Raw genomic sequence first — 26,249 nt, forward strand, 5'->3', positions numbered from 1 at the left:
GAATGATTTGTAAGCGTTATCAAAAACGGACGTTTCACCTCCTGTTTCTCGTTCGCTTCTCTATCCATAAACGTTTTCCGGCCGTGTTATATTGTTGGTGCTGGACGCTAATGACATTCCATTAAAGGGGGAGCATCCATTTGGGCAAAAAAATGGTCATGGTGGGAATGATGCTGCTGCTCGCATTCACGAGCGCCTGCAGCAGCACAGGCAATGAGGAGAACGAAACGGCGGAAAACAATTCCACGCCTGGTGTTGTTGAAGAAGGGCCGGCAGATCCATTTGGCAAGTATGATCAGGCGATTACACTGACGTATGGCAAAGAGGTCGATCCAACGGACAAAAGCTTGCCTGCCGGGGATACACCGGAGAACAACCAGTACTCGCGTTATGTGAAGGACAACCTGAACATTGATACCAAGGTCACCTGGCAGGCGGCCACCGGAACGAACTACGAGCAGAAAGTCAACCTGGCAATCTCCAGTAACGATCTGCCCGATGCGCTCGTGGTCAAGGACACCCAGTTGCGGGCGATGGTGAAGGCTGGCCAGCTGGAGGACCTGACCGATGCATTTAATCGATATGCTTCACCAGCCATGAAAAGTTACATGGAGAAAACAAACGGTGTCTCTGCCGAGGCTGTGACATTTGACGGGAAGATGTACGCCATTCCCAGTATACAAGTACACTCCGATGGTGTTCACCAAATGTGGATACGAAAGGATTGGCTCGACAAGCTGGGACTTGAGCCGCCCAAAACGGTGGAGGAACTGGAGAACGTAGCGAAAGCTTTTGTGGAACAGGACCCGGACGGCAACGGCAAGAACGATACGATCGGGATTGCCGGACAGCAGAACGGCGGTAGGTTATACGCCAACTTTCTGGAATCAACCAACAACACGTATGGACTTGATCCGATCTTCGGGGCTTACAAGGCTTATCCTGGTTACTGGTTAAAAGATGATGCGGGGAACCCGGTCTACGGTTCCATTCTGCCGGAAACGAAGGAAGCGCTCGCCAAACTGCGCGACATGTATGCGAATGGGCTAATTGACAAGGAACTCGGCATTCGCAAAAGCGCGTCCGAGCCTGTGGTCAACGGTAATGCAGGTATCTTCTTCGCGCCATGGTGGATGGGATACGGACCTCTGCCTGACGCGATTAAAAACGATCCGAATGCCAACTGGCAGGCATACTTGTTGCCGCTGGATGACGATGGACAATTTAACGCTCACATGGGCGCCCCTTCTACCGTATTCGTTGTCGTGCGCAAAGGATATGAACATCCCGAAGCCGTCATCAAAATGTTGAACCTGCTCATTCGCGATGAGTCAAAATTCGATATCTCTGTGCCTGTGGGCCACTATCCGCTGCGTGTACCGATGTCCTACATGGATGAGAGCGAATATTCGGCGAAAGCATTGCAGGAAGTACTCGCTGGCACGAAGAAACCCGAAGACTTTACCGATCCGGGCTATAAACTGCTTGCTGCGGATATTGAGAACGTCAAAAAAGTGAAGAAAGAGCCGTATGACAATATGGACATCCAGTATTGGGACCCCCAGGCAGACCTTGGTGTATGGAGCCGCATCTATTCACTCTTGGTCGGATCATCGTCCTTGCAGCAGGACTATAACAAGGTATATAGCCTTCTCTATTCCCAAACCCGTACGATGGAAAGCCGCTGGTCGAATCTGAAAAAGCTGGAGGATGAAACCTTCCTGAAAATCATTATGGGAGCTGCACCTCTGGATACATTCGATACGTTCGTCAGCGACTGGAAAAAGCAAGGCGGGGACAAAATCACCGAGGAAGTGAAGGAGTACGTCAAGTAGAAGCTGTCCAGAGCGCCGGGGTCAGTCATCCGGCGCTTCTTCTTGAGAAGATCAGGGATGGGAGATTGCAGAGGAGGAACAACGGATGCGAAATCGAAGTTTCATCAAACATTATTACATCATGTTGCTGCCCGGATTTCTGTGGCTGCTGTTCATCAGTATCATTCCCATGTTCGGGATTGCCATTGCCTTTCAGGACTTCAACCCGGGCCAAGGCATCTGGAAATCGACCTGGATTGGGCTGGAGAACTTCGAATATATGTTCAGCCTGAACGATACCAAGACCATTTTCTTCAATACAGTGAATATTGCCGTCATGAAAATTGCCGGTAACCTGATTGTGCCGTTGATCTTTGCGATCATGCTCAATGAACTGCGTCTCATGGTGGTCAAGCGGTGGGTGCAAACGATCGTGTATCTTCCGCATTTTTTGTCCTGGGTTATTCTATCCGGCATATTGCTCGACGTGTTTTCGTACACGGGTCCGGTCAACGGATTGCTGAACATCCTTGGCATCGAACCAGTATTGTTCTTTGCCCGTGCAGACCTGTTCCCGTTTATTGTGGTCGGCAGTGACGTATGGAAGGAGTTCGGCTTCAACACAATCATCTATCTGGCTGCCCTGACGGGCATCAGTCCCTCCCTGTACGAAGCTGCTTCAATTGACGGAGCAACCCGGATGCGGAGAATCTGGCATGTAACCTTGCCAGGCTTGCGTACCACGATTGTGCTCTTGGCTGTGCTAAGCCTGGGGAACGTACTGAATGCAGGCTTTGACCAGATTTTCAATCTATACAATCCACTGCTCTACTCAACAGGTGACATTATCGATACTTGGGTATACCGCGAAGGCTTGTTGAACATGCAGTATGGACTTGCAACCGCGGTTGGTTTGCTGAAATCGGTGGTCAGTTTTGTGCTCATCATTGTCTCGTATCTGCTGGCTTCGAAGTTCGCCAATTACCGCATATTCTGATTAGGAGAAGGAGTCGAGCGAGATGATAAGAGAAACAACGCTGCGATCCAGGGTGTTCGATATCACGCTTCTGGTTGTGCTGCTCCTGATTGCATTCCTGTGCATATTACCTCTGTGGTATACGCTGGCCGTGTCTTTAAGCGAAAAATCAGCGGCAGCTGCCGGAAAAGTATGGTTATGGCCTGTTGGCTTCAACTTCAATTCATACCAGCAAATTATCGGCGATCGTTCCTTTTTCAATTCCTTTTGGATCTCCATTCAGCGGGTTGTGCTTGGTGCTACAATCACGTTTGTAGTGACAACGATGATGGCGTATCCGCTCTCACGAAGCCCGCGTGAATTCCGGATGCGCAATGTATTCATGTGGATTCTTGTGTTCACGCTGCTGTTTAACGGCGGCTTGATTCCCTGGTATATGACCGTGAAGGCAATTGGGCTGTATGATACCATCTGGGCGCTTGTTCTTGGCGGGGGAGTACCGGTATTTAACGTTATTCTGATCGTGAACTATTTCCGCAATCTGCCCAAGGAACTGGACGAGGCTGCTCTCGTGGACGGGGCCGGGCCGTGGCGAATGTTGGTCACCATTTATGTGCCGCTGGCCGTACCGGTACTGGCGACCGTCACATTGTTCACCATCGTCTACCATTGGAACGAGTTCTTCCATGGGTTGGTGCTGACTTCAGGTCAGGATCATTATCCACTGCAAACGTTAATCCAGCAATTCGTTGTGGTCATCGACGCGTCCAACATGACGGAAGACCAATATAAACGCATGAACGAGTTATCCAATCAAACGCTGAATGCCGCAAAAATTTTCATTGCCATGCTTCCCGTACTTATTGTATATCCATTCCTACAGCGCTTTTTCATCCACGGCATTACTCTAGGTTCGGTGAAGGAGTAGTTGCTTCATTCAGGATGCAATATAGAGCAGAGTTCATGAGAGGAAGCGGCACAACTAATTAATGATTTGATCAAAGCATAATTTAATATCTTGGTAGAATAGGTCAGTATTCGATCTCGTCGATGCTGACCTGTTCTTATTAAAGCTTAACATGAAGTGAATCTTCTAAGGATCTATGAGTTACTTCTCGCTTCACGCGACCTTCTAAAAGAAGTTTACAAGTAAGTAAATGTTGAATGCCTACATCCTCCAGAACAATGTTAATGACGGAACTAGCGATCCCGAGATAGCGGAAATTACGTTAACGATGCTGTAGAAGTATTTTGGCAAAATAACCAGATCGGCTGAAGCCAAGCAGTCTTGCTGAAAGCTGACCAATTATCTAAAGAATGCAGGGGTAAAGCTTATCAAAATTTATTCATTAATGAACGAAAAGAAGAATGCTATACTAATAAATGAATATGATATGTGTTGGTTATTGCTAAATAGCGGTGAACGGAGAGTGAGCAGTGTTGAAAATAAAGATCATTATTGCCGATGACAATCCATTTATCCGGGAAGGCATGAGGATCATCCTGACCACTTTCGATGAGTTCGAAGTATTGGCGACGGTTCAAGATGGTCAAGAAGCGGTAGATTTCTGCCTGGAGAATGAAGTAGACGTGGCGCTGCTCGATGTGCAGATGCCCAATATGAATGGTGTGGAAGCGACCAAGCTGATCTCCGAACAGACAGGAACCAAAGCGTTAATCCTGACCACTTTCGATGACGAGGCGTTTATTATCGATGCGATTCGCAACGGAGCGAAGGGATACCTGCTCAAGAATAACGATCCGGAGCGGATTCGAGATGCCATCATAACTGTATACAACGGACATAATGTACTGCAGGATGCTGTGCTGGATAAGCTGAAAACTAGTTTGCTACTGGACAAGGATAAAGATCAGAAAGAAGATAGAGGGAGTAAGATCGACAGAAGCTTATTCACGGATAGAGAGCACGACATTATGTTACTCATTGCGAAAGGGCTTTCCAATCGTGAAATCTCGAAGAGGCTATTCATCTCAGAAGGCACGATAGCCAACCACATTACTTCTATTCTAGGTAAGAAGGGCTTTACGCATCGTACACAAATTGCGATTTATTTTCTGACCGGGGAAGTGGATTAAATGACGGAGAGGGGAACCTCTATAGAACTATGGACAATGAGCATAAAAGCGATCCTCTTAAGCTATGTGGTTATTCAATCCTATGTATCTGTAGGTTCGATTTCGCCATGGTATATACTGTACATCCTAATCTACCTGTGTTTGAATATTTCCATTCATATCACTAAAAAAGTTAGTATCACGACGATTGTGCTTCTGTTGTCTCTGCTGGTTACCGCAGTGTCCTCGACATACATCCAACCCTTATTGTTACTCCTGTTACCTCTGAACATATACGAACTATTTACTATATATCTGCGTAAACGCGGAATTATTCTATTACTTATGATGGTTCCACTCTTGTTGCTGTCTCCAGAACCTCAAACCATCTTGGTTACATATGGTCTCGTTGCGATGCTAAGTTTCCTATACTACCACTTGCTTAACACCTACATAAATAAAAATGCTGAACTCAAAGAGGACATAGAAAAAAGAAACGAGCACATCCAACAGTTGACTAAGAGCTTAAATGAGAACAACGAATATATCAGACAGGCCGATTATACGATAAAGCTGGAGGAGCGCAACCGAATGTCTCAGGAAATTCATGATAAGATCGGGCATTCTATGACGGGTGCATTGATCCAGATGGAAGCCTCGAAGCGCTTGTTCACCTCCGATCCGAACAAGGCTGCGGAACTGCTGCAAAATGCAATCAATATCTCTAAGGATGGGATCGAGAGTATTCGCCTTGTGCTTAAGAATGTAAAGCCTCCGACAGAGCAACTCGGAATGAATCGGATAAGATTATTCGTTGATGAATTTTCAGCGAAGCATTTGATCAGAACCTCACTCACTCATGAAGGTAATGTCGACATCATTACTCCGATCCAATGGAAGGTCATTCAGGAGAACACCAAGGAAGCGCTGACCAATGCCATGAAATATTCAAACGCAACTTTCATCTCCATCCATATCGAGGTACTGAGATCCTTGATCAAGGTCGAAGTATCGGACAACGGTAAAGGAGAGCAGAAGGTGATAAAGGGCTTGGGATTAATCGGCATGGAAGAACGGGCAGCAAGCGTATCTGGTACGATTATCGTCGATGGCTCACGAGGCTTCAGTGTCACTACATTAATTCCTCACGGATAATATGAGATTTACGATGATTAGATAGGAAGATTCTCAGGGGTGAAGGATGAACTTGTGCACTGTCACAGGGGCATCCTTTTTTATTACAATTACATTATCCTAAAGACGAAACGGGAGTGTTACGAATGAACGTACTTGAAATTAAGCAGCTTACGAAGAAATTTGGAGATTTTATTGCCGTGGACAATATCACGATGTCCGTGAAGGATGGCGAGATCTTCGGATTTCTGGGTGCGAATGGAGCAGGTAAGAGTACAGCGATTAACATGATTGCCTCTCTGCTCCGGATTACCAAGGGTGAAATTGAAGTTCTTGGCAAGAGTATCGCTAAGCATGGCAAATTCGCGAAAATGAACATCGGGATCGTGCCGCAGGAATTGGCTATTTATGAGGATATGACTGCATACGAGAACGTTCATTTTTTCGCCGGATTATACGGACTAAGAGGAGCCGAGTTAAAGGAACGGGTGATTGAAGCACTAGCATTTGTGGGACTGGGCGACAAGCACAAAAGCTATCCCAAAAATTTCTCGGGCGGTATGAAGCGAAGATTGAACATAGCTTGTGCAATCGCCCATCGGCCAAAGCTGCTTATCATGGATGAGCCAACGGTGGGGATTGATCCGCAATCCCGCAACTATATCCTTGGTTCCGTGAAGAAACTGAATGAATTGGGCAGTACGATCTTCTACACCAGCCATTACATGGAAGAGGTCGAGGAGATCTGTACAAGAATCGCCATTATCGACCACGGCAAGATTATCGCGGAAGGAACGAAAGGTCAATTAAAAGCTATCATTACGAATCAGAAAAATATAGGTATTGAGGTTCGTTCAGCGGAAAATCTGAATAAGAACAAGTTGGAGGGAATTGCTGGCGTAAACCGGGTTGAGGTGGAGGATCGAATCGTTAAGATCACCTCTGATTCGGAGGTCAATAACTTGAACCGGATCATCCAGCAGTTGATGGCAGACGATATCGAAATACGTTCAGTGGAAGAGAATGAGCCTAGTTTGGAGACGGTGTTTCTGACATTGACAGGCAGAAGTCTGCGCGACTGATTTAGAAAGAAGTGAAAGGAGGCGCAGGTGCAATGAATGTATTTAGAATAATGCTTAAAGAGTTGAAAGTTATCCGCGATCCCAAGATGCTTTTGTTCTTAGTGGTTTCGCCGCTATTAACCATGCTTATTTTGGGAACAGCGCTTACGAATGCTTTTAACGGCAGTTTAACGGTTGAAGAGATCAAGGTACTTTATAAGAATAATAGCACATCGAGTGAGTTATCTACGTATTGGGACGACTTCACGGGGCAGATGCGTCAAGCCGGCATTAAACTCGAGAAGGCAGACGAAAAGACGGATGGGAAAATTGAAGTGAAGAACAACCGCTATGCGGGTTACGTCGAAATTTCGGACAGTGGGTTGAATTTTTACAGTAGTAGTCAGAGCTTGATTGAAAGCGACATTGCTAAGAGTGTGCTTGCGTCTTTTACAGATCGTTACCGATTGGCGGCTGAAATATCAGGTACAGACACGGAGCAAGTGGATGCGATCACGATCGGAAGCGGCGCTAAAAGTTATGTGGTAGAGGAGTCGTTGAATGCGCCAAGAAAACCTGGTGCTATGGACTATTTCGCTATAGCGATTACGACAATGATTATTTTATATAGCGCCTTGACGGGCGCACAATTAATAGATGTTGAACGCAAAAGGAACACCGCTGTCCGATTGCTTGCTTCACCGGTAACGAAAATAGAAATTTTCGCGGGTAAATTAGCAGGGCTTGTCGTGCTGAATTTAATACTCACAACTATCGTAGTGCTTATCAGTAAGTACATGTTTAATGCTTATTGGGGAGAAAATTTGGGTTTAGTGTTTCTAACGCTCTTTACTGAAATTATTTTCGCTGTGAGTATGGGACTCGGGTTCAGTTATATCATCAAGGGCAATGGATCAGGCACTGTTGTTATGATTATTATCCAATTAGCTGCATTTCTCGGCGGTTCATACTTCCCGGTCGAGAAGGCTACAGGGATCATGGCAACTCTCTCTTCACTTTCTCCGCTGCAATGGTCCAATGCTGCACTCCTTGAAATGATCTATGCAGACAGTCTGTCAGCAGCGATTAACGCCATGCTGTTAAATATCGGATTCGCGGTCGTTTTGCTGGGTATCGCATTAACGATGATGCGTAGAAAGGAGGGGTTGTAAGAATGAGAGACACGTTATGGTTAATACGGAAAACATTTATTTCTACCTTTAAAAATGTTTTGAGTTTATTTGTATACTTCGTCTTTCCTGTTATGGGGATTCTACTCGCGACTCTAGTCCAAGGGGGCTCGGGAGAAACCGAATTGAAAATGGGTATTGTTAATCATGATGGAGGTCAGACGATTACGAAGAGTGTTATAGATTCGGTGAGCAGACAGGATTCCATGGTTATAAGTGAGATTGAGGAAAATGAGATAAAAGAGCTGATTGCTGCCGGCAATCTTGATGCAGCAATTATCCTTCCCGCAGGTTTCGCACAGAGTTTGGTTGTTGGGAAGCCCGCACATATTAAGATCGTATCCATTAAAGGGGCCCAGGTTACCGGACATGTGAAAGCCTCTTTGGATCAACATATTAACAATTTGGCTTCGATCGGCAAGGTGGCTAAAGGAGATCAGGCTAAGTTTGATTCCCTATATGAGGGATTTCAAAATACAGACTTCAGATTATCAGAAGAGAAGGTAGAGGATCAATCCGTAAATTACAACAAAACCAATCAATCAATAGGTTACTTGCTCGTCCTCATGCTGGTGTCCGCTTCGAATTTATCTGGAATTCTGATTAAGGAAAGAGAGAATAGAACCTATTATCGCCTTTTATCCTCACCAATCAATCCTAGAACCTATGTCTTATCGAATATCATCGTTAATTTGACTATGATGATGCTGCAGATTGCAGTGACACTGTTGATCATGATAAATGTTTTTCGTGTCGATCCGGGTATTTCTTACTGGAGCATGTTCCTAATTCTTGTGTTATTTGCTCTGGTGGCCATAGGTCTATCACTTGTAATCGTGGCATTCTCCAGCAGCTCTGCAGCAGCCAGCGGCATGCAGAATATGATCCTTATACCTACCAGCTTGCTCTCTGGGTGTATGTTCCCACTTGAGTTAATGCCGACAACGATGCAGCAGCTCGCGCACTTTCTTCCCCAGTATTGGCTTCTGGATACCTTTAGCAACCTACAACAAGGGGTATCCATGGGGCAACTATCCTTGAATCTGATCATTTTGATTGCTTTTTCCGTAGCCTTATCTTTAATAGCCGTCTATAAGTTTGGAAGGAACAATGATACTCGAAGTTATATTTAATATTAACTGGAGGAATATAAAGGATACGATTAAACTAACAAGGAAATTTGGGATTGATTACAGAATATAGTGAAAATAAAATGTTTATTTTTTAAAATAACTTTGAAACTAAAGGCGGTATATTAATGAACAAACTTGAAATTAAAATATCTAAGTATAATTCCAAGTATGCAGAACATACAGTGAAAATGTGGAGAGCCAGTAAGGAACGGGCAATTGGTCAGGCTGACATCCATAGCTTCGAAGACCATCTTTATTTTTTTAATCATATACTATCTGAACAGTATCAAATAGATTTAGCGTTACTTGATGAAAAAGTAGTTGGAATGATTGCCTATAATGAAACGGAGATAAGCCAACTTTATATTCATATTGATTATCAAGGCAATGGAATAGGGCAAACCTTACTAAACAAAGCAAAAGCACAAGCAAGTGGAAACCTAACATTATATACATTTGAAGTTAATAAAAATGCGCAAAGATTTTATGAGAAAAATGGATTTGAAATCATTGATAGAGGACATGAAAATGAAGAAAACTTACCTGATATTCGATATGAATGGAAGTTGTAGAAATCGAGTATGATGGTATGGGAAAGACCTGTCAAAGTGACAGGTTTTTTTGGTTTTTACATTATAAAAAGATTTTCTTGTAAAAAGGCAAAACCTAAAGTTTGTATTTAAAATATCAAATAGGTCGGCGTGCAGCTCCAAACATGGCAGTAACTATTGATTAACGGACTCTGTAAGGGGAGAATGAAGATGGCTATGTTGGGAGTTGAAATTAATATCCCGTTTACATGCCGGTGATATCAAACGAATATTCCCCCTTTATCATTTAAGATGACAAACGAGGGAATGAGGACTGAATCATGAAGAATTATCCGATCATCGCTTCCATCACGGTAGATGAGCAAATTGCACAGGCTATAGCAAGCGATGTGAAGCGAGTTATTCTGATGACAGGAAACATTACGAATCTTGGCTCGATCATAGAGAGACTGCATCAAAGCGGTAAACAGGCCTATGTACATACGGAGATGGTATCCGGAATTGGACGAGATGCCTCTGCCATTCAATATCTTGCTGATGTGTTTAAAGTCGATGGGATTGTGACAACGAAGAGCAATGCGGTGTCAGCAGCCAGACAAGCCGGCATATTAAGCATTCAACGTATATTTGCCATTGATTCAGCAGCCATTGAGACTGCAGTGCGGATGATTAAGAGCTATAAACCTGATGAGGTTGAACTGATGCCAGGACTTATGCCTCGAGTCATCCAAGAACTGAAAGAACGCATCACACAGCCGTTAATTGTTGGAGGACTAATCCGGCACGAAGAAGAGATACAGCAAGCTTTAAAAAGCGGAGCAGATTTCGTTTCAATAGGGCATGAGAAATTCTGGACGTAATTTCATACATTTATCCTTGGGTGGAGACGACGAGAAAACCCGGTGGTACGTAAATCAATACAACCTTGATGTTGAAGGAGGGTGATTTGCTGCTGGGTTTTTTGTGTTGTCCAAAAAATACAACGGGAGGTAATAGAGCATGATTATTCAAGCCGTCGCTCATCGAGGCTATCCAAAGAAATATCCGGAAAATACGTTGTCTTCCTTTTTAAAAGCAGTGGAACTTGGGTTCACCCATCTTGAACTGGATGTACATCTCAGCAAAGATGGAATCCCCGTTGTCATTCATGATCATACCGTTGATCGCATGACGAATGGATCGGGCAGGGTAGCCGATTATGCAGCTTCTGAACTGCAAGCTTTCAAAATAGAACAGGATGAGCATATACCAACCCTTGAAGAAGTGCTGCGAGCTTTGAAGGGGAAAATTGGGCTTAACATTGAGCTTAAGCAGATGGGTGACTATTATCCTCAGCTGGAGGAGAAGGTACTCGAAGTGATTGAGGAATTTAACATGCTGGATCAGGTCGTCATTACGTCATTTGATTTTGATGCCTTGGAGAAGATCAGACAATTATCTAGCGAGGTACGCATCGGTCTCATCACCTTTGGCTGTTCGAAGGCTATTCTGGACTGGTCCTTAGCGATCGGAGCGACGTTCCTGTCCATGCACTTCGCATTTGTGACCGAGCATTATATTCATCGATGTCAAGAGCTGGGAATTCAATTGATGGCCTGGACAATCAACGAGACTTCCATAATGGAGAAATTTCAGGAGTATCCGTCCGTGTGGGTCTGCACAGACGAGCTCGAATCTTTTATGGATGTGTTGGAGCTGTCCGGCTCAGTGTGAGTGGGCAGGGGTAAGGTCATGGAAAATGTGTATGATTACGATGCGTATTGCTTCGATTTAGACGGGACGATTTATGTCAGCCAGATGATCCTTCCTGGCGTAAATAGCTTTATAAACAGCTTGCGATCACGCGACAAGCGTCTATTGTTCCTGACGAATACTCCCGTGCATACCAGGGAGGATTGCTACAAGAGGCTGCTGAGTTTGGGGATTTCATGTCAGCTCGACGAAATTCTGACTGCAGGATATGTGTCAGGAATGTATTTTGTTGAATACGCCCCTGATGCCAAGGTGCTGATTGTTGGTGAGGAGGCTTTGCGAAGAGAGCTAAGGGCCATCGGGATATCTATCACGGAAGATCCGTATGAATCAACCCATGTATTAGTCGGAATGGATCGACAGTTTCATTACGATAAGCTTCATCTAGCGGCAAAAGCAGTTCGTCATGGAGCGATTCTCATCGCAACGAATCCGGACAGCTGCTGTCCCGTCCAGGATGATATCATTCCCGATACCGGATCGATTCTAAGCTCGATTGAGGCAGCTAGCCAGCAGAAAGCCTCCGCCGTGATTGGTAAGCCTTCCCGTTACTATGCTGAGAAGGCGTTCCAGCTTTTGAATGTGAACAACAGCAGATGCCTTATGATCGGTGATCGGTTGGAAACAGATATTTTATTTGGTCAGCAAAATGGAATGAAGACCGCCCTCGTGCTTACGGGTATCTCTTCAAGAGGAGATATCCAAGAAACAGGCATCATTCCTGATTATATATGGGCTTCCTTCAACGAATGCATCATGGAGGAAGAAGACAACTCCAAGCATTCAACTGTGCTGCAGGTGAAGAGGACTTAAGCAGCAATGGGTTTCAAAAAAATATGGAGGTGGAGTTCATGCGTCTGGCGTTACTTGGTGATTATCACTATTCAAGCATGAGTCACGGAACTGAAGAAATGAAAGCTGCGAGAGTTCGTGTATATGAGCATATGCTCAAGGCTTTTTTGGAGGAAAAGGCGGACTTTCATGTCTCGATTGGCGATTTAACGCATGAAGGAACGGCCCAGGAATTCCAATCGATATACTCCATCCTTTCCAGTAGTGAACGGAACTTCATTCATGTGCTTGGCAATCACGACACGTATTCGATACCGAAGCATGAAATCTCCAAGCTAACAGGTCAGGATCGCTATCGGGCGATTGACACACCTCATGCCAGGCTTATTTTTCTGGATACGACCCAGGAAATGAATCCTGCAGATTGGGGAGGGGAGCTGGACGAAGAGCAGCTGGCATGGCTCAAAAGCGAGCTTGCCGATTCGCATGAGAAGCAAGTACTTCTCTTCGGGCACCATCCGGTATTTGATACGACTGCGCGTTCGACGCTCGATAAGCTGTACATCCGTCCACAGGATGAACTGAAGAGCATATTGAACAGTCGGCCAGAAGGCGGCATCTATTTTTGCGGGCATAATCACATGAACTCCATCGTTAAGCAAGGTGAATGGCATTATGTTCAGACCGCAGCTTGCCTGGACGTGCCGGCATACCGTGTTATTGAAGTCCATGAGGGCAAAGTAGAGATAACTCACCATCTTATACAGGGTGCTGGTCTGCTTGCTGATATTGAGAGCTTTTGTTGTGATATGCCAGGCTTTGGCCCTGTCGCTGGTGCATCAGGAGAAGAGAGTGACCTTGTTTTATCTGTGCAATTCGCATCGGCCGCTCAGTAAAAGAAAAAGGAGGGAATGTCATGGCACAAATTGTGTTGAAGCAGATTGAAAAAAGCTTCAAGCAGGATAAAGTCATTGAGGGTCTGGATCTGACCATCGAGGATGGATCCTTTACGGTATTGGTCGGCCCGTCTGGCTGTGGAAAATCGACGACACTCCGCATGATCGCTGGACTTGAGAAAGAAACGGGCGGTGAAATTTGGATCGGGGACCAATGTGTCAATGGAGTCGAACCGGGCAAGCGTAATGTGGCCATGGTATTTCAAAACTATGCATTGTATCCAATGATGACAGTCAAGGAGAACATTGAATTCGGACTCGTGAATCGCAAGGTGCCCCGGCCCGAACGAGAACGCCTCGTTAAGGAAATCACGGAGGTCGTAGGCCTAGCAGAGTATCTGCATAAGAAGCCGCAAGCGCTGTCCGGAGGTCAGCGCCAGAGGGTTGCCTTGGCACGGGCCATGGTGAAGAGTCCTGCGGTTTTCCTGATGGACGAGCCATTATCGAATCTCGATGCCAAGCTGCGCCATCAAATGCGAACGGAGTTGATTCAGCTTCACAAACGGCTGGGCGCAACCTTTGTCTTTGTTACGCATGACCAGGTTGAGGCGATGTCGATGGGAGATCGTATCGTCATCATGAATAAAGGGATTATTCAACAAGCAGATGGTCCAATGAAAATCTACGATGATCCCGATAATGTTTTCACAGCTCAGTTTATCGGTACACCGCCGATGAATGTGATTGATCGTGAACGTATCCAGCCATATTTGAATGGGCAGCTGCATGACGATATTGGGCAGATTGGTTTCAGGCCGGAGAAAGCAACGATGTCGCTTGAGAGCCGACCGCAGACAGGGAATGTTCATTTCCCGGCCCATATCATGACACGCGAGACACTAGGCGCAGAAATCATCTATCAACTGGAATCCGCGCTCGGGCTTGTGTCTGTGAAGAGCTTTTTGAAGCCCTTAGAGTCAGCTTCTGAAGTGAACATTACGGTATCTGTGCAGGACCTCTACTATTTTGATCGGAACGAAGTCCGTGCTCGTCAGCATGAGCGGTCCGAAGCTCGAGAGCTCATTGTCCTGGGAGGGAAATATTCATGACCGTCTGGTCCAGATTCCGTCCCTATGTCATGGTAGCTCCCTCTATCGTGATATTCTCCATTTTTTTCATATATCCGATCTTCTATATGATCTTCCTGAGTTTTTACAACTGGGACTTCATTAATCCGGTCAAGGAGTTTGTAGGCTTCAACAACTTTGTCGAGTTATTTAAGGATAGTGCATTTCTTCAGGTCCTTAGCAATTCCTTGAACTATACGCTTCTTTCCGTATCCTTATCCATTGTGATTTCGCTGCTGCTAGCCATATGGCTGAATCGGGAAGGCGCATGGTATGGGTTTGTGCAGGGTGCGTTATTTAGTCCACATATTGTTTCACTTGTATCTGTATCCCTGGTGTGGATGTGGTTGATGGATCCCAAATTCGGTTTGCTGAACGGTTTGTTGGATATGGTTGGTTTGCCCAAGCTGGAGTGGCTGAGCAGTCCCGACAGTTCCTTACTGTCACTTGTCCTTGTTTCGGTCTGGAAGGGCGTGGGCTACAACGCTCTCATCTTCATCGCTGGTCTTCAAAGCATTCCGAAGGATGTATATGAAGCCTCAGCACTGGACGAGGCCAATTGGTGGCGGAAGTTCTACAAAATTACGCTGCCGATGCTTTCACCGACCCTGTTTTTCTTAATTATCATTAATTTGATCAGTTCATTCCAGGTGTTTGAAACCATTGCCATCATGACCAATGGAGGTCCGATCAATTCAACCAACACGCTCGTCTTTTATATCTACGAATATGGATTCCGCTACTTCAAGATCGGTTACGCTTCGGCAGCGGGAGTTATCCTGCTTGTTGTCGTTGGTTTGCTAACACTAGTCTACTTCAAATTGCTGAGCCGCAAGGTTCACTACCAATAGAAAGGAGAAGGGAGATATCATGGCAAGAAAGTCAATTCTGCGTACTCTAAACGTTACTGCCACGATCGTACTGGTTGCGATTTTTGCTATCCCTTTTCTATGGATGATTTCAACATCATTGAAGTCGTACCCGGAGACAGTGATCTTTCCACCTAAATGGATCCCCTCCAAGGTGATGTGGAGCAATTTCCAAGCGGCGTGGGAATCGGGACCTTTCTTGAAATATTTAATGAACAGTGTTGTCGTATCCATCAGTATCCTTCTTCTCCAATTCACAACCATTATATTGGCAGCCTATGCGTTTGCGAGATACTCCTTCAAAGGAGACAAGCTGTTATTTGGAATCACGATGGTGACATTAATGATTCCCGGTCAGCTCATTTTTCTGCCTGTGTATTTGCTGCTAAGCAAATGGGGACTCATTAACAATTTGCTGGCACTCATCTTACCCTTCGCTTCCAGCGCTTTTGGGATCTTCATGCTCAGGCAGTCTTTCAAGCAGGTGCAGGAAGAACTTATTGAAGCAGCACGGCTTGATCAAACGCCAGAATGGAAGATCATTCTTCGGATTATGGTGCCGATGGCCCGTCCAACGCTGGTAACCTTTGCATTGTTCAGCTTCATTGCGCATTGGAATGATTATTTTTGGCCGCTCGTGATGACGACCTCCGATGCAGCCAGAACGCTTCCGATCGGGATTTCCAAGCTGCGCGAGGTGGACGGAGGAGCTGCCTGGCACATTTTGATGGCTGGAAACATGATTTTGGTGGTTCCGATTCTGATCGTTTTCTTATTTGGACAACGGCAAATTATTAAAGCATTTGTCTATTCGGGTGTAAAGTAATCCAATTCATCATTCATAGGAGGGTTTATCCATGAAAAAATTTGGTTCCATTTTGTTGGCAGCAACGCTTGCATTTGCAATAACGGGTTGTGGTGATTCCAACTCCGCAGGTTCAACCGATAATGCGGCTTCCGGTAGCTCTAATGGTACGGCGAGTAAACCGGTAGAGATTACATATTGGTACTCATGGGGAGACAAGATCGCCGAGAACAATGAGAACCTGGTGAAAATGTTTAATGAATCCCAGGATGAAGTGATTGTGAAGGCCGAATATCAGGGATCATATGCAGATCAACATTCCAAGGCACAGGCTGCTTTTGCAGCGGGTAATGCTCCTGAAGTGTGGCAAAATGAAATTGCTTCGGTTGGTGTATTTGCCGAATCCGGCATGACGCAGGAGTTGACCTCTTTTGTAGAGAAGGATCAACTTGATATGGATGATTTCATTCCAGGTCTGATGGGAAATTCATACGTGAACGACAAGCTGTATGCTCTTCCGTATTTACGGAGTACACCTATTCTGTACTTCAACCGTACGATGCTAGAGGAAGCGGGACTTGATCCTGCTGGACCGAAGAATTGGGCGGAATTTGAAGATTACGCTCGTAAACTCACGATTAAGGATCAGCGCTACGGGATCTCAATGCCTGTCGATATTTGGTTCTATGAGGCTTTTGTGAGACAGAGCGGAGGAACGATGATTAGCGAGGATGGGAAAAGTGCGGCATTCAATAATGAAGCCGGGATTGAACCCGTGAAGTTGTGGCTGAAGATGAAGAATGAAGGCATTATGAGTATCGGTACGACCGATGATGCAGGTACGCAAGCCAAGACGGATTTCCATAATCAGCGTTCGGCGATGCTGTTCGCTTCCACGGCAGACTTGACCAATAATATGAAGGTTGCAGAAGAGCAGGGCTTTGAACTTGGAACGACATTTATGCCTGCGAATAATACGTTTGGTGTGCCGACTGGCGGTGCCAACCTGGTGATGACCTCTGGCCTGTCTCCAGAAAAGCAGGAAGCGGCGTGGAAGTTTATCAAGTGGATGACCTCGAAAGAGCAAACGATCTATGCGAGCTCCTTCACGGGGTACTTGCCTAGCCGAATCAGCGCGGTGGAAAGCGATGAAATGAAGAAGCTTTATAAGGAAAAGCCGCTGTTCAAAGTTGCGGTAGACCAACTGGAATATGCAGGTCCTCGTCCAATGCAGAAGGTTTACCCTGAGATTGGTGAGATGATTAAGGATGAGATTCTTCGTGCGGTTGTTGATTCGTCTGTTACGGCAGAGGCAGCTATAGCTGAAGCGGCGAAGAAGGCAGATGCCTTGTTGAGTAAGTAGAATTGATAAAACAAAGGGGTTAAGCGGTGAATTTCCCGCCTAGCCCCTTTGTTCTGTCCCTGGGACATGGGGATATCGGGCTTGGCGCTTCGTGCCGAGGGACAAGAACATGGCCCAATGAATGTGGATCGTATTCACAAGTACGTTGATTTAGCGATTTCAGTGCCTTCTTTTTGACTTGTTCATATTCAGTTCATATTGTCGTCATGAAGTGGACATCTTGCTTGGTTACACTTCAACTATGTCGCCAAGGCGACGCTTCAGAAGCGAAGACAGGAGAAGATGGACGTGACAAAAACGGTGGAAATAAAAACAACGGAAAAGAAAATCCGGAAGAAAAGAAACTTATGGTTGAAAATAATCGGAGGTATAGTCGGGGTACTTGTGCTGTTCATGGGCATCGTATTTGTCGTGAATGCAATCAGTAACGGGGTCGAGAAAAAGAAAATCGAACCGTATGGTCAGTATGTCCATGTGGATGGGAAAAAGATGAATACTTATATTCAAGGAGACGGTGAACAGACCATTGTTCTGCTTCCAGGACAAGGTACTCCATCACCTGTGCTTGATTTCAAATTGTTAATTGATGAATTGTCTCCCGATTACAGAGTCGTGGCCATCGAGCCTTTCGGTTATGGATTGAGTGACGAAACGGAGAAAGAGAGAACAACGGAGAATATCATCCGTGAATATCACGAAGCTGTGCAGCAGCTCGGTATAGACCGTTACATTCTGATGGGACATTCGATCACAGGACTTTACGGTGTTTCCTATGTGAACACGTATCCGGATGAAGTTCTAGCTTTTGTCGGCATTGACAGCAGTGTTCCCAATCAACCCGGCATGGATGTCAAATTGCCGTTGAAATCGATGCAGTTTCTTCAAGAATCAGGTTGGATGAGATTGCTAAAAGCAGTGAGCGGCGATCCATATCAATCCCTTGATTTCGATGAACATACCAAAGAACAGATGGACTTGATTTCGAATCAAGTTGCGTCCAATCCAACGATGATGGATGAGCTAAGGCATCTTGGCTCCAATTTCAAAAATGGAGAACAACTCACTTACCCTCCTGATCTGCCAGTGCTTCTCTTTGTTCGATCGAATAATGAAAACAATCCGCAGTGGGTTCCGCTGCATGAGGAGCAAGCCAAACGATCTGCACAGGGCAAACTGATCCCGATGGAAGGCGCACATTACCTGCATCATACAAAATTCAAAGAAATTGCCGAGGAATTCAAAGAGTACATGAAGCAAATCGAGTAGTATGGTTAATCCTTAAACTGCGGTACCGAACCTGGTACCGTGGTTTCTTATTGTTTTTCGTTTTCAGCTCCCGATGGTTAATATGAAACTGTATCTCTGTCCAAAAAAACGAATGAATAATATATAAAATATCTATATAGTTCGTAAATAAGTGTGAACAAATAGGGTGATTCGTTGACAATGTATGTTACTTTTATTAAAATACGAAATGGACATCAGGTTAAAACAGATATGAGGATCTCTATTTTTGGTCTAGAAGCTTAGCTGTTCAATCCTAATGACGAATATAGGAGCGGGAATAATACCATCCTATACGAAGATTGGGATTTTTTTGTTTTTTTCCTATGCAGAATAATTTGAAGGTTGGAGGCTGGCTTTACCATGAACAATTGGTTCAAACTAAAAGAAAGAGGCACGAGCGTTTCAACAGAAATCATCGCAGGGATCACGACATTCTTCACGATGGTGTACATAGTGATTGTAAACCCGGGAATACTCAGCAGCACGGGAATGGAATTCAACGGCGTATTCATTGCAACGGTACTGGCGAGCATTGTGGCAACGCTGATTATGGGGATCTGGTCCAACTATCCGATTGTCATCGCGCCGGGTATGGGTCTGAATGCATTCTTTGCCTATAGTGTGGTAGCCGGATATGGCGTTTCTTGGCAGGTTGCACTGGGAGCGGTATTTATTGCAGGGCTTTTGTTTATTGTTTTATCACTTACTTCATTCCGTTACATGCTGCTCGATGCCATACCTGCGAGTCTTAAACACGCAATAACGGCAGGGATCGGGTTGTTCATTACCACGGTAGGCTTGCAAAATGCCGGAATTATTGCCGATTCGGAATCGAATTTGATTACCATCGGAAACTTGGCAGAGCCAATGACCTACCTGACGATTATCGGGTTGATAATTACGGTTGTGCTCATGGCTTACAATGTAAAAGGTTATCTGTTCATCGGTATGGTAGTTACAGCGATTCTTGCCTGGATGATGGGACTATTCCAAATGCCGGAATCGATTGTATCCATGCCGGAAGGCCTTACGGCAACGGCTTTCCAACTGGACCTGGCAGGCGTATTCTCGAATGGTTTGTATACGATCATCTTTACCTTCCTGTTAATCACCCTGTTCGATACAACGGGAACGATGCTGGGTGTTGCTGAACAAGCAGGACTCCTGAAGGACGGTAAATTTCCGCGCTCACGTGGTGCGCTCTTGGCAGATGCTGTAGGGACGACTACTGGGGCATTGCTCGGAACCAGCCCAACATCGGCTTATATCGAGTCCAGCACAGGAGTAGCTGCAGGAGGAAGAACGGGACTGACGGCGGTAACGGTAAGTGTACTGCTTGCGCTTACGTTGTTCTTCACACCGATCGTAAGTGTGATATCCGGCATTCCGGCGATCACTTCTCCGGCACTGATTATTGTTGGGTACTTTATGATCAGTGTTATCAGCAAAATCAATTGGAAGGATCTCGAAGAAACATTTCCTGCTTTCCTGATTATCATCCTTACTCCGCTAACGCACAGTATTGCGACAGGTATTGGCGTAGGATTCATCTTCTATCCGGTTCTGAAGCTGCTTCGTGGTAAAGGCAAGGATGTTCATCCTGTATTCTACGTGTTTGCGGTATTGTTCTTCATTCAGCTTGTATTTCTGGATCACTAAAAAACGGTTTAATATAGAAGGAGAGCGGCCTGTAATTATACAGGCCGCTCTCCTTTTTTGTTGCATTCCGGGTTTATTGTTTGAAGCATGCTTATTTTGTCAAGAATCTCAAGCGCAATCTTACACGATTGAAAGATTCATGAAAGCTTGATAGATAGGAGCTTTTTTCCACTGTCGGTATACTTGAACCATAAAGGGCTGCTCAGTGCAGCCAATCATTATGGGAGGACAACAGATGGATTTCATTCAAGTGGTACAGAAACTATTGCCTGTCGTGGGTGTTGCATTAATAGTCGGTCTCATAGCCTTGGGAATCGTGTTAATAACGTATAGGTTGTATAGAAAAAGAGGTGGAAAACGCATCATAACCTTCTGGCAGTTTATAGCTTCATTTTCGTTGATGGGCTGGCTGATCATGGTCATGATGTTAACTACATTTAGCAGAGGTGCTAACTTTGGCGGATGGGTAAACCTGGAGTTGTTCAGCGGTTATGTAAGTGCATGGAATCAATGGTCGCTGAGTGAATTCCAGCTTATTATTTTCAATATGTTGATGTTCGCACCGCTAGGTTTCCTGCTTCCGCTTCTGGGAATGAAGACACGTGCCTTCAAGTCGATATTAATCATATCGCTGATAATCACAATAGGTATAGAAACATTTCAGATGTTGACAGGCAGAGGGATTTTTGAACTGGATGACATATTGCACAATACGCTGGGCAGTTTAGCCGGATATGGGTTAATGCGTGCGATTCTTGATATCAGGCAACAAAAAAGAATCTCCTTCAAAGCCGTGTTTCGTGCGTTCTGCATTCCTCTGGCCTTTACCTTGTTATTTACAGGGGCATTTATCATTTACTCCAGCCAAGAACTCGGCAACCTTTCCATTCGTCCAGCCACTTCCCAGAAAATGAATCAAGTCAGTGTGACGCTGAGCACGAAGCTGCCGGACTATGCTGAACCCGTTGCGCTATATCGAAGTTTTGAGATTCATAACATGGAATATGCCAAGCAGATGGTTTCATTAATAATGGATCATTTTCATCTGCAACAGAGAGGTCACATCTCCATTGACGGATTCAACCGGATCTGGAATCTATACGACGATGGTGGGAGCGATTACACCTTTAATTACAACATCAATAGCGGTAACTGGTGGTTAGCACCTGATCAGTATGCGACAGTCTCAATGCAGCCGGAGGTGCTAACAGAAAAAGGAGCGGCCTATGGTAAGTGGCTAAGTCAGCATGGATTACTGCCTCAACAAGCTGAATTTAGCACACAAAATGAAGATACCGTTCGATGGGATTTGCGTATGACCAACTCCGATATGTCAAAAGAACAGCGAGACTTTGATCAGGGGATGATCATCATTGTTCCTGCGGCAGAAGGACTCGTTCCACAGGAATTGTTCTATTCCATGAATAAAAATAAATATATTCGTACCGTTGATGTGAGCAGTCCGGCGCAAGCGTATGAAGAAGTTCTCAGAGGGAATTTCTACATGTATAATGACCTGCAAAAAGGCGAAAATTTAATTGTAAAGAGTTATGAGCTGACCTACACTTACGATTCAAAAGGTTATTACCAACCAGTTTACCTATTCGAGGGAACCGTCAACGGGGAAGAGTGGAGCACTCTGATTCCGGCCTTGAAGAATTGACTTTCAGTATAAAAGGACCGTTGAGCTTGTGAAGAGCTCAATGGTTTTTTGTGTTTTTTTATTTTTTTATAATATTTATATTTAAATCAACTTTATATTTAATATTATTAAATAATAGTTTGACTTTATTTAAGTTTAAGTTTATTATTTGGATAAAAGGAGGGGAATTATGGATATTAAAGACGTGCCTAATTGGGTTTTAGCTTTGGAAAATGAGGATATGGAGTTTATCCGAAAATTTGTTCTGAACTCAGGGTCGCTAAAAGAAATTGCGAAGATATATGAAGTCTCGTATCCAACCGTAAGAATTAAGCTCGATCGGCTCATCGAGAAAATAAAGGTCAACGAAGCAGAAGATAACGAAGATTTCATTAAATTCATCAAGAATTTATCCATTGATGACCGGATCAGCGTAGATGATGCAAAACTAATTATTCAGAAATATAAACAAGAGAGGAAAAGTGAATGATGAACGACGTTTATAGGTTATTAATCATTGTTGGAATACTGGCAGTTCAGTACTTTTTTTCAACCAGAAACAATGCTTATTGGGGGGCAGTTATACCCGTAGCTTATATTGGAATCTCCACATGGATGTTTGTTACAGAACGTATTGAAAGTACGCTAGGATTTATTCTTTATCTGATCCTAGGATTGCTCTTCTTAATTGCTGAATGGAGTGCGGGCAGAAAATCACTTCATTTGAAGAGAAATAGGGAATTGAACAAGATGAAAACTCACGACATGAACTAATACGCTAAGAACGAAAACGGGTACGATACTGGGCTAAGAAAAGCGGGCAGATGGCTCGCTTTTTCCATTTGTCGCTCAGAGCATGGGATAAAGTTTACCCGCTCCAATTCTTTTAGTTTGTTATAACAGTCTTGCCGTGTTCAGATTATGTTTCACTGTGCCCAAAACGTTTCTCTAGACCCACACAATCTCGCGATGATACTATCAAAAACGTGCTAGAAGACTGGAGAGTGCAGGAGGAGTTGTTCGTGGATCAACTGAAATACGACAATTTAAAAATGGGTGAACGAGGAGCCATTATTAGCATTGTTGCTTATATATGCCTGACCGCATTAAAACTGGTTATTGGTTCCATCGCAGGCTCGGAAGCGCTCAAAGCAGATGGTTTGAATAACGCAACCGATATTGTGGCCTCGATCGCCGTCCTTATTGGACTCAGGCTTGCTCAACGTCCAGCAGATAAAGATCATACATATGGTCACTGGAAAGCGGAGACCGTTGCATCGTTAGTTGCTTCGTTCATCATGATGGCTGTTGGTTTACAAGTTTTATTCGAAGCCATTGGTTCCGTTTTTCAAGGGGAAAATGAATCACCGGATCTGATTGCCGCATATACTGGCATTTTCTGTGCAGTTGTGATGTACCTGGTCTATCGCTATAATAAACGACTTGCTACTAAAATTAAGAGCCAGGCGGTCATGGCTGCAGCTCGCGACAATATATCCGATGCTTGGGTAAGTGCCGGTACCGTCGTTGGAATTGTAGGCTCGCAGTTTGGTTTACCTTGGCTTGACCCGGTAACAGCAGTCATCGTGGGTTTCCTCATTTGTAAAACAGCATGGGATATTTTTAAAGAGGCTACACACCATTTGACAGACGGTTTTGATGTGGAGCTTATTCGGGAGTACAGAAAAACCATTGCTACTATTGATGGGGTAGAGACAGTGAAAGATGTAAGAGCGAGAAGCTACGGAAATAATGCGGTTGTAGATGTCGTCATTACGGTTCGTTCTGACCTGGACCTGCAGCAAGCACATGATATATGTACCGAGGTTGAAGACGAATTGCTCAAAGAACATGACGTGTATACTGTACATGTACATGTTGAACCAGAGATGTGGGAAGAATCCGTGTAAACGATATAGAAGTTGTAAACCAGTGGACGTTCATTCGTCCATTGGTTTTTTATTTTTTCATAAAAAGTTAGGAAATCACAAAAGAATCAACTTTGCTCATTAGAATGCACCAATGAAGGCTAATGCCTATATATTGTTGTAGAAAAGGAGCTGACGAATCATGATGAATTATATTCCAACCTACTATTATCCTGTCTATCGAAAAGCAGATCACTTGAGCTGGACGCCAGCCAGCGTCGATTTAAACAGGAAGCTCAGATCATTATGGGAACAACATGTGTTCTGGACGAGATTAACCGTGAACAGTATCGTCGATGGGCTTGAGGATGTCCAGCCAACAACCGCAAGACTTTTACGCAATCCAAGTGATTTCGCCATGGTGCTTGAACCGTTGTACGGAACGGCTATAGCCAATCAATTTGAAAAACTGTTTAGAGAACATTTAACGATTGCCGCAGAACTTGTCAGTGACTTGAAATCGGGTAACACCACAGCCGCGGAAGATGCTCAGAAACGGTGGTATGCGAATGCAGATGCAATTGCAGCCTTTCTGGCCCAAATTAATCCATACTGGTCTCAAATCGAATGGCAGCGGATGATGCATGAGCATTTACGTCTCCTTACGGAAGAGGTGGCAACTCGGATAGCGAAAGATTACGTAAGAAATGTTGCAATAAGTGATCCCATACAACAACAGGCGTTAGAGATGGCGGATATGATGACGAGCGGAATTGTACAACAATTCCCGGCGGTATTTCAGTATTGATCAAAATTCATGAAGAGTATCCAATTAAATTTCTGGATTGTTAAATAAGAGCGTTTGAACAATAAGTCGCTATTTAAGCGACTTTTTCTTGTTTTCGATCATTCTTTATTGCTTCGAACGCAGCTCTACCATTGATCCTCTTTTTGTGGATAAAGTACAAGGTTCGTGAGCTTCTTGAAAAGGATAAAACGTAATGGAGATTTGCAAAATTTACATTCAGATGGATAATAGTGGTACAGAGTACGAGAGGAGTGATGTCTTATGGGAAGACATTTAAACGATACTAGGGCAGCTCAAAATGGGGGGAACACGTTTAAGTAGCCCGTAAACGACGTGAATCCCTAAAAAGTTTAGGGGACGATAATATGCATCAAAGACCGATTACATTCAAGATGGATCGTGTATCATTCGAACTTCAAGAAGAGCATGATTTTACATGGCTTCAATCTATGGGCACCGTTTTTAGCGTGTTTGACCAGCAGGATTCGGGTAACATTAGTTTCGGAGTTGATTGCAACGGTAAGAAGCAATTTGTTAAATATGCGGGTTGCAGACCCATGGAGTTTTCTGGGAAGCCCGGAGATGCCATTTCCAGATTAAAGCGTGCCGTACCGTTGTACAAAACCTTGGCTCACCCCAATCTCATTCAACTTATAGATCATTTTGAAACGAGAGAAGGGTATGCTGCTATTTTTGAATGGTTTACTGGTGAATGCTTGCATTCACACTGGTTATTTGCAGGTGAAGCAAAACATGGTCATCCGGAGTCGCCTTTCTATAAATATAAACAATTATCTATTGAGCAAAGGATGCAGTCCCTGGATAAGATATTTGAGTTTCATCAACACGTGGAGTCCAAAAGATACGTTGCTGTTGATTTTTATGACGGTAGTATTCTGTATGATTTTACAACGGATGAAACGAAGATCTGTGATATTGATTTCTACAGAACGTCTCCTTCTGTCAATGACATGGGAGAGAACTTTTGGGGAGCAACACGTTCAAAATCTCCGGAAGAGTTTATACTAGGTTCGCCTATTGATGCAAGAACGAATGTATTCACCATGGGAGCGATCGCATTTGGACTGTTAGGTGGCGAATTGGATCATTCATATTCAAAATGGGAAGCAAACAGATCACTTTACGAAGTCGCCCTTCGAGCGGTTAGTCAGGATCGTGATCAACGATACAAGAGTGTACATGAATTTTTAGATGCCTGGAATTCAGCTAAACATAGACGGTAGACATTGGATGCTGCAGAACCTTCCAATTCATGCTCCATTTCTTTGAATTGACGTGAGCGCCAAGAGATATGAACGTTGCTTGATTAAAAGTCGCTATTCAGCGATTTTTTTTGTTGTGTAGTCAAAGTTCCTACCCCTAAACCGAGTACAAAAACATGTATCCTTTGCCATTTTACTGTTCATATTCCGTTCATATTGTATT

25 protein-coding genes are annotated in these 26,249 nt (G+C 44.4%); all 25 read left to right on the forward strand.

The annotated features are described in order from the left end of the window. Nucleotides 1–140 precede the first annotated feature (140 nt). Complete coding sequence (locus ABGV42_RS03790; RefSeq protein WP_347380445.1) at nucleotides 141–1,835, forward strand: extracellular solute-binding protein; 1,695 nt, start codon at nucleotides 141–143, stop codon at nucleotides 1,833–1,835. An 85-nt stretch (nucleotides 1,836–1,920) separates the two neighbouring features. Then, nucleotides 1,921–2,811 carry an ABC transporter permease gene (locus tag ABGV42_RS03795; RefSeq protein WP_347380446.1) on the forward strand — a complete coding sequence of 297 codons (891 nt, stop codon included), beginning with the start codon at nucleotides 1,921–1,923 and terminating at the stop codon, nucleotides 2,809–2,811. A gap of 22 nt (nucleotides 2,812–2,833) precedes the next feature. Then, nucleotides 2,834–3,718: a carbohydrate ABC transporter permease gene (locus ABGV42_RS03800; protein WP_347380447.1), complete on the forward strand. Its 885-nt coding sequence runs from the start codon at nucleotides 2,834–2,836 to the stop codon at nucleotides 3,716–3,718. A 512-nt stretch (nucleotides 3,719–4,230) separates the two neighbouring features. After that, nucleotides 4,231–4,887 (forward strand): response regulator transcription factor, encoded by a 657-nt coding sequence (locus tag ABGV42_RS03805; RefSeq protein WP_347383135.1) that lies wholly within the window; start codon nucleotides 4,231–4,233, stop codon nucleotides 4,885–4,887. Between the two features lie 21 nt (nucleotides 4,888–4,908). After that, on the forward strand, nucleotides 4,909–6,021 hold the full coding sequence (locus tag ABGV42_RS03810; protein WP_347383136.1) for a sensor histidine kinase: 1,113 nt from the start codon (nucleotides 4,909–4,911) through the stop codon (nucleotides 6,019–6,021). A 125-nt stretch (nucleotides 6,022–6,146) separates the two neighbouring features. Further along, nucleotides 6,147–7,082 (forward strand): ABC transporter ATP-binding protein, encoded by a 936-nt coding sequence (locus tag ABGV42_RS03815; RefSeq protein WP_347380448.1) that lies wholly within the window; start codon nucleotides 6,147–6,149, stop codon nucleotides 7,080–7,082. 32 nt (nucleotides 7,083–7,114) lie between these two features. After that, nucleotides 7,115–8,233 (forward strand): ABC transporter permease, encoded by a 1,119-nt coding sequence (locus tag ABGV42_RS03820; RefSeq protein WP_347380449.1) that lies wholly within the window; start codon nucleotides 7,115–7,117, stop codon nucleotides 8,231–8,233. Between the two features lie 2 nt (nucleotides 8,234–8,235). Next, nucleotides 8,236–9,384, forward strand: a complete 1,149-nt coding sequence (locus ABGV42_RS03825; RefSeq protein WP_347380450.1) for an ABC transporter permease — start codon at nucleotides 8,236–8,238, stop codon at nucleotides 9,382–9,384. A gap of 125 nt (nucleotides 9,385–9,509) precedes the next feature. Beyond that, nucleotides 9,510–9,956, forward strand: a complete 447-nt coding sequence (locus ABGV42_RS03830) for a GNAT family N-acetyltransferase (protein WP_347380451.1) — start codon at nucleotides 9,510–9,512, stop codon at nucleotides 9,954–9,956. A 299-nt stretch (nucleotides 9,957–10,255) separates the two neighbouring features. After that, nucleotides 10,256–10,795 (forward strand): glycerol-3-phosphate responsive antiterminator, encoded by a 540-nt coding sequence (locus ABGV42_RS03835; RefSeq protein ID WP_347380452.1) that lies wholly within the window; start codon nucleotides 10,256–10,258, stop codon nucleotides 10,793–10,795. Nucleotides 10,796–10,934: 139 nt separating this feature from the next. Beyond that, nucleotides 10,935–11,648, forward strand: a complete 714-nt coding sequence (locus ABGV42_RS03840) for a glycerophosphodiester phosphodiesterase (RefSeq protein ID WP_347380453.1) — start codon at nucleotides 10,935–10,937, stop codon at nucleotides 11,646–11,648. Between the two features lie 18 nt (nucleotides 11,649–11,666). Beyond that, nucleotides 11,667–12,500: an HAD-IIA family hydrolase gene (locus tag ABGV42_RS03845; RefSeq protein ID WP_347380454.1), complete on the forward strand. Its 834-nt coding sequence runs from the start codon at nucleotides 11,667–11,669 to the stop codon at nucleotides 12,498–12,500. Nucleotides 12,501–12,538: 38 nt separating this feature from the next. Next, nucleotides 12,539–13,375, forward strand: a complete 837-nt coding sequence (locus ABGV42_RS03850) for a metallophosphoesterase family protein (RefSeq protein ID WP_347380455.1) — start codon at nucleotides 12,539–12,541, stop codon at nucleotides 13,373–13,375. 20 nt (nucleotides 13,376–13,395) lie between these two features. Further along, nucleotides 13,396–14,484, forward strand: a complete 1,089-nt coding sequence (locus tag ABGV42_RS03855; protein WP_347380456.1) for an ABC transporter ATP-binding protein — start codon at nucleotides 13,396–13,398, stop codon at nucleotides 14,482–14,484. Further along, nucleotides 14,481–15,353 (forward strand): ABC transporter permease subunit, encoded by an 873-nt coding sequence (locus tag ABGV42_RS03860; RefSeq protein WP_183519332.1) that lies wholly within the window; start codon nucleotides 14,481–14,483, stop codon nucleotides 15,351–15,353. Before ABGV42_RS03855 ends, ABGV42_RS03860 begins: the two co-directional genes overlap by 4 nt. Before the next feature lie 19 nt (nucleotides 15,354–15,372). Further along, entirely contained in the window at nucleotides 15,373–16,197 is an 825-nt protein-coding gene (locus ABGV42_RS03865) for a carbohydrate ABC transporter permease (protein WP_239297170.1), read from the forward strand. A gap of 31 nt (nucleotides 16,198–16,228) precedes the next feature. Continuing rightward, complete coding sequence (locus ABGV42_RS03870; RefSeq protein ID WP_347380457.1) at nucleotides 16,229–17,539, forward strand: ABC transporter substrate-binding protein; 1,311 nt, start codon at nucleotides 16,229–16,231, stop codon at nucleotides 17,537–17,539. Between the two features lie 288 nt (nucleotides 17,540–17,827). After that, nucleotides 17,828–18,805 carry an alpha/beta hydrolase gene (locus ABGV42_RS03875; RefSeq protein ID WP_347380458.1) on the forward strand — a complete coding sequence of 326 codons (978 nt, stop codon included), beginning with the start codon at nucleotides 17,828–17,830 and terminating at the stop codon, nucleotides 18,803–18,805. 381 nt (nucleotides 18,806–19,186) lie between these two features. Next, nucleotides 19,187–20,485 carry an NCS2 family permease gene (locus tag ABGV42_RS03880; RefSeq protein ID WP_221806291.1) on the forward strand — a complete coding sequence of 433 codons (1,299 nt, stop codon included), beginning with the start codon at nucleotides 19,187–19,189 and terminating at the stop codon, nucleotides 20,483–20,485. 235 nt (nucleotides 20,486–20,720) lie between these two features. Continuing rightward, a complete protein-coding gene (locus tag ABGV42_RS03885) occupies nucleotides 20,721–22,148 on the forward strand; it encodes a VanZ family protein (protein ID WP_347380459.1) in 1,428 nt (475 codons plus the stop codon). A 169-nt stretch (nucleotides 22,149–22,317) separates the two neighbouring features. Continuing rightward, nucleotides 22,318–22,617 (forward strand): DUF2089 family protein, encoded by a 300-nt coding sequence (locus tag ABGV42_RS03890; RefSeq protein ID WP_095286658.1) that lies wholly within the window; start codon nucleotides 22,318–22,320, stop codon nucleotides 22,615–22,617. Continuing rightward, the gene (locus tag ABGV42_RS03895) at nucleotides 22,617–22,901 is read left to right on the forward strand and encodes a hypothetical protein (protein ID WP_347383137.1); all 285 of its coding nucleotides are present in this window, start codon (nucleotides 22,617–22,619) and stop codon (nucleotides 22,899–22,901) included. Before ABGV42_RS03890 ends, ABGV42_RS03895 begins: the two co-directional genes overlap by 1 nt. 248 nt (nucleotides 22,902–23,149) lie before the next feature. Then, entirely contained in the window at nucleotides 23,150–24,037 is an 888-nt protein-coding gene (locus tag ABGV42_RS03900; protein WP_347380460.1) for a cation diffusion facilitator family transporter, read from the forward strand. A 160-nt stretch (nucleotides 24,038–24,197) separates the two neighbouring features. Further along, on the forward strand, nucleotides 24,198–24,803 hold the full coding sequence (locus tag ABGV42_RS03905) for an acetylglutamate kinase (protein WP_347380461.1): 606 nt from the start codon (nucleotides 24,198–24,200) through the stop codon (nucleotides 24,801–24,803). 365 nt (nucleotides 24,804–25,168) lie between these two features. Continuing rightward, nucleotides 25,169–26,047: a serine/threonine protein kinase gene (locus tag ABGV42_RS03910; protein ID WP_347380462.1), complete on the forward strand. Its 879-nt coding sequence runs from the start codon at nucleotides 25,169–25,171 to the stop codon at nucleotides 26,045–26,047. Nucleotides 26,048–26,249 lie beyond the last annotated feature (202 nt).

The sequence above is a fragment of the Paenibacillus pabuli genome, assembly GCF_039831995.1.
In the GTDB taxonomy this organism is placed as follows: Bacteria; Bacillota; Bacilli; order Paenibacillales; family Paenibacillaceae; genus Paenibacillus; species Paenibacillus pabuli_C.

Excerpts from the sequence above, each read along its gene's own strand:
- ABGV42_RS03795 (WP_347380446.1), top strand. The coding sequence starts at position 1,921 with ATGCGAAATCGAAGTTTCATCAAACATTATTACATCATGTTGCTGCCC.
- ABGV42_RS03800 (WP_347380447.1), top strand. The coding sequence starts at position 2,834 with ATGATAAGAGAAACAACGCTGCGATCCAGGGTGTTCGATATCACGCTT.
- ABGV42_RS03815 (WP_347380448.1), top strand. The coding sequence starts at position 6,147 with ATGAACGTACTTGAAATTAAGCAGCTTACGAAGAAATTTGGAGATTTT.
- ABGV42_RS03820 (WP_347380449.1), top strand. The coding sequence starts at position 7,115 with ATGAATGTATTTAGAATAATGCTTAAAGAGTTGAAAGTTATCCGCGAT.
- ABGV42_RS03825 (WP_347380450.1), top strand. The coding sequence starts at position 8,236 with ATGAGAGACACGTTATGGTTAATACGGAAAACATTTATTTCTACCTTT.
- ABGV42_RS03830 (WP_347380451.1), top strand. The coding sequence starts at position 9,510 with ATGAACAAACTTGAAATTAAAATATCTAAGTATAATTCCAAGTATGCA.
- ABGV42_RS03835 (WP_347380452.1), top strand. The coding sequence starts at position 10,256 with ATGAAGAATTATCCGATCATCGCTTCCATCACGGTAGATGAGCAAATT.
- ABGV42_RS03840 (WP_347380453.1), top strand. The coding sequence starts at position 10,935 with ATGATTATTCAAGCCGTCGCTCATCGAGGCTATCCAAAGAAATATCCG.
- ABGV42_RS03845 (WP_347380454.1), top strand. The coding sequence starts at position 11,667 with ATGGAAAATGTGTATGATTACGATGCGTATTGCTTCGATTTAGACGGG.
- ABGV42_RS03850 (WP_347380455.1), top strand. The coding sequence starts at position 12,539 with ATGCGTCTGGCGTTACTTGGTGATTATCACTATTCAAGCATGAGTCAC.
- ABGV42_RS03855 (WP_347380456.1), top strand. The coding sequence starts at position 13,396 with ATGGCACAAATTGTGTTGAAGCAGATTGAAAAAAGCTTCAAGCAGGAT.
- ABGV42_RS03860 (WP_183519332.1), top strand. The coding sequence starts at position 14,481 with ATGACCGTCTGGTCCAGATTCCGTCCCTATGTCATGGTAGCTCCCTCT.
- ABGV42_RS03865 (WP_239297170.1), top strand. The coding sequence starts at position 15,373 with ATGGCAAGAAAGTCAATTCTGCGTACTCTAAACGTTACTGCCACGATC.
- ABGV42_RS03870 (WP_347380457.1), top strand. The coding sequence starts at position 16,229 with ATGAAAAAATTTGGTTCCATTTTGTTGGCAGCAACGCTTGCATTTGCA.
- ABGV42_RS03880 (WP_221806291.1), top strand. The coding sequence starts at position 19,187 with ATGAACAATTGGTTCAAACTAAAAGAAAGAGGCACGAGCGTTTCAACA.
- ABGV42_RS03885 (WP_347380459.1), top strand. The coding sequence starts at position 20,721 with ATGGATTTCATTCAAGTGGTACAGAAACTATTGCCTGTCGTGGGTGTT.
- ABGV42_RS03890 (WP_095286658.1), top strand. The coding sequence starts at position 22,318 with ATGGATATTAAAGACGTGCCTAATTGGGTTTTAGCTTTGGAAAATGAG.
- ABGV42_RS03895 (WP_347383137.1), top strand. The coding sequence starts at position 22,617 with ATGAACGACGTTTATAGGTTATTAATCATTGTTGGAATACTGGCAGTT.
- ABGV42_RS03905 (WP_347380461.1), top strand. The coding sequence starts at position 24,198 with ATGATGAATTATATTCCAACCTACTATTATCCTGTCTATCGAAAAGCA.
- ABGV42_RS03910 (WP_347380462.1), top strand. The coding sequence starts at position 25,169 with ATGCATCAAAGACCGATTACATTCAAGATGGATCGTGTATCATTCGAA.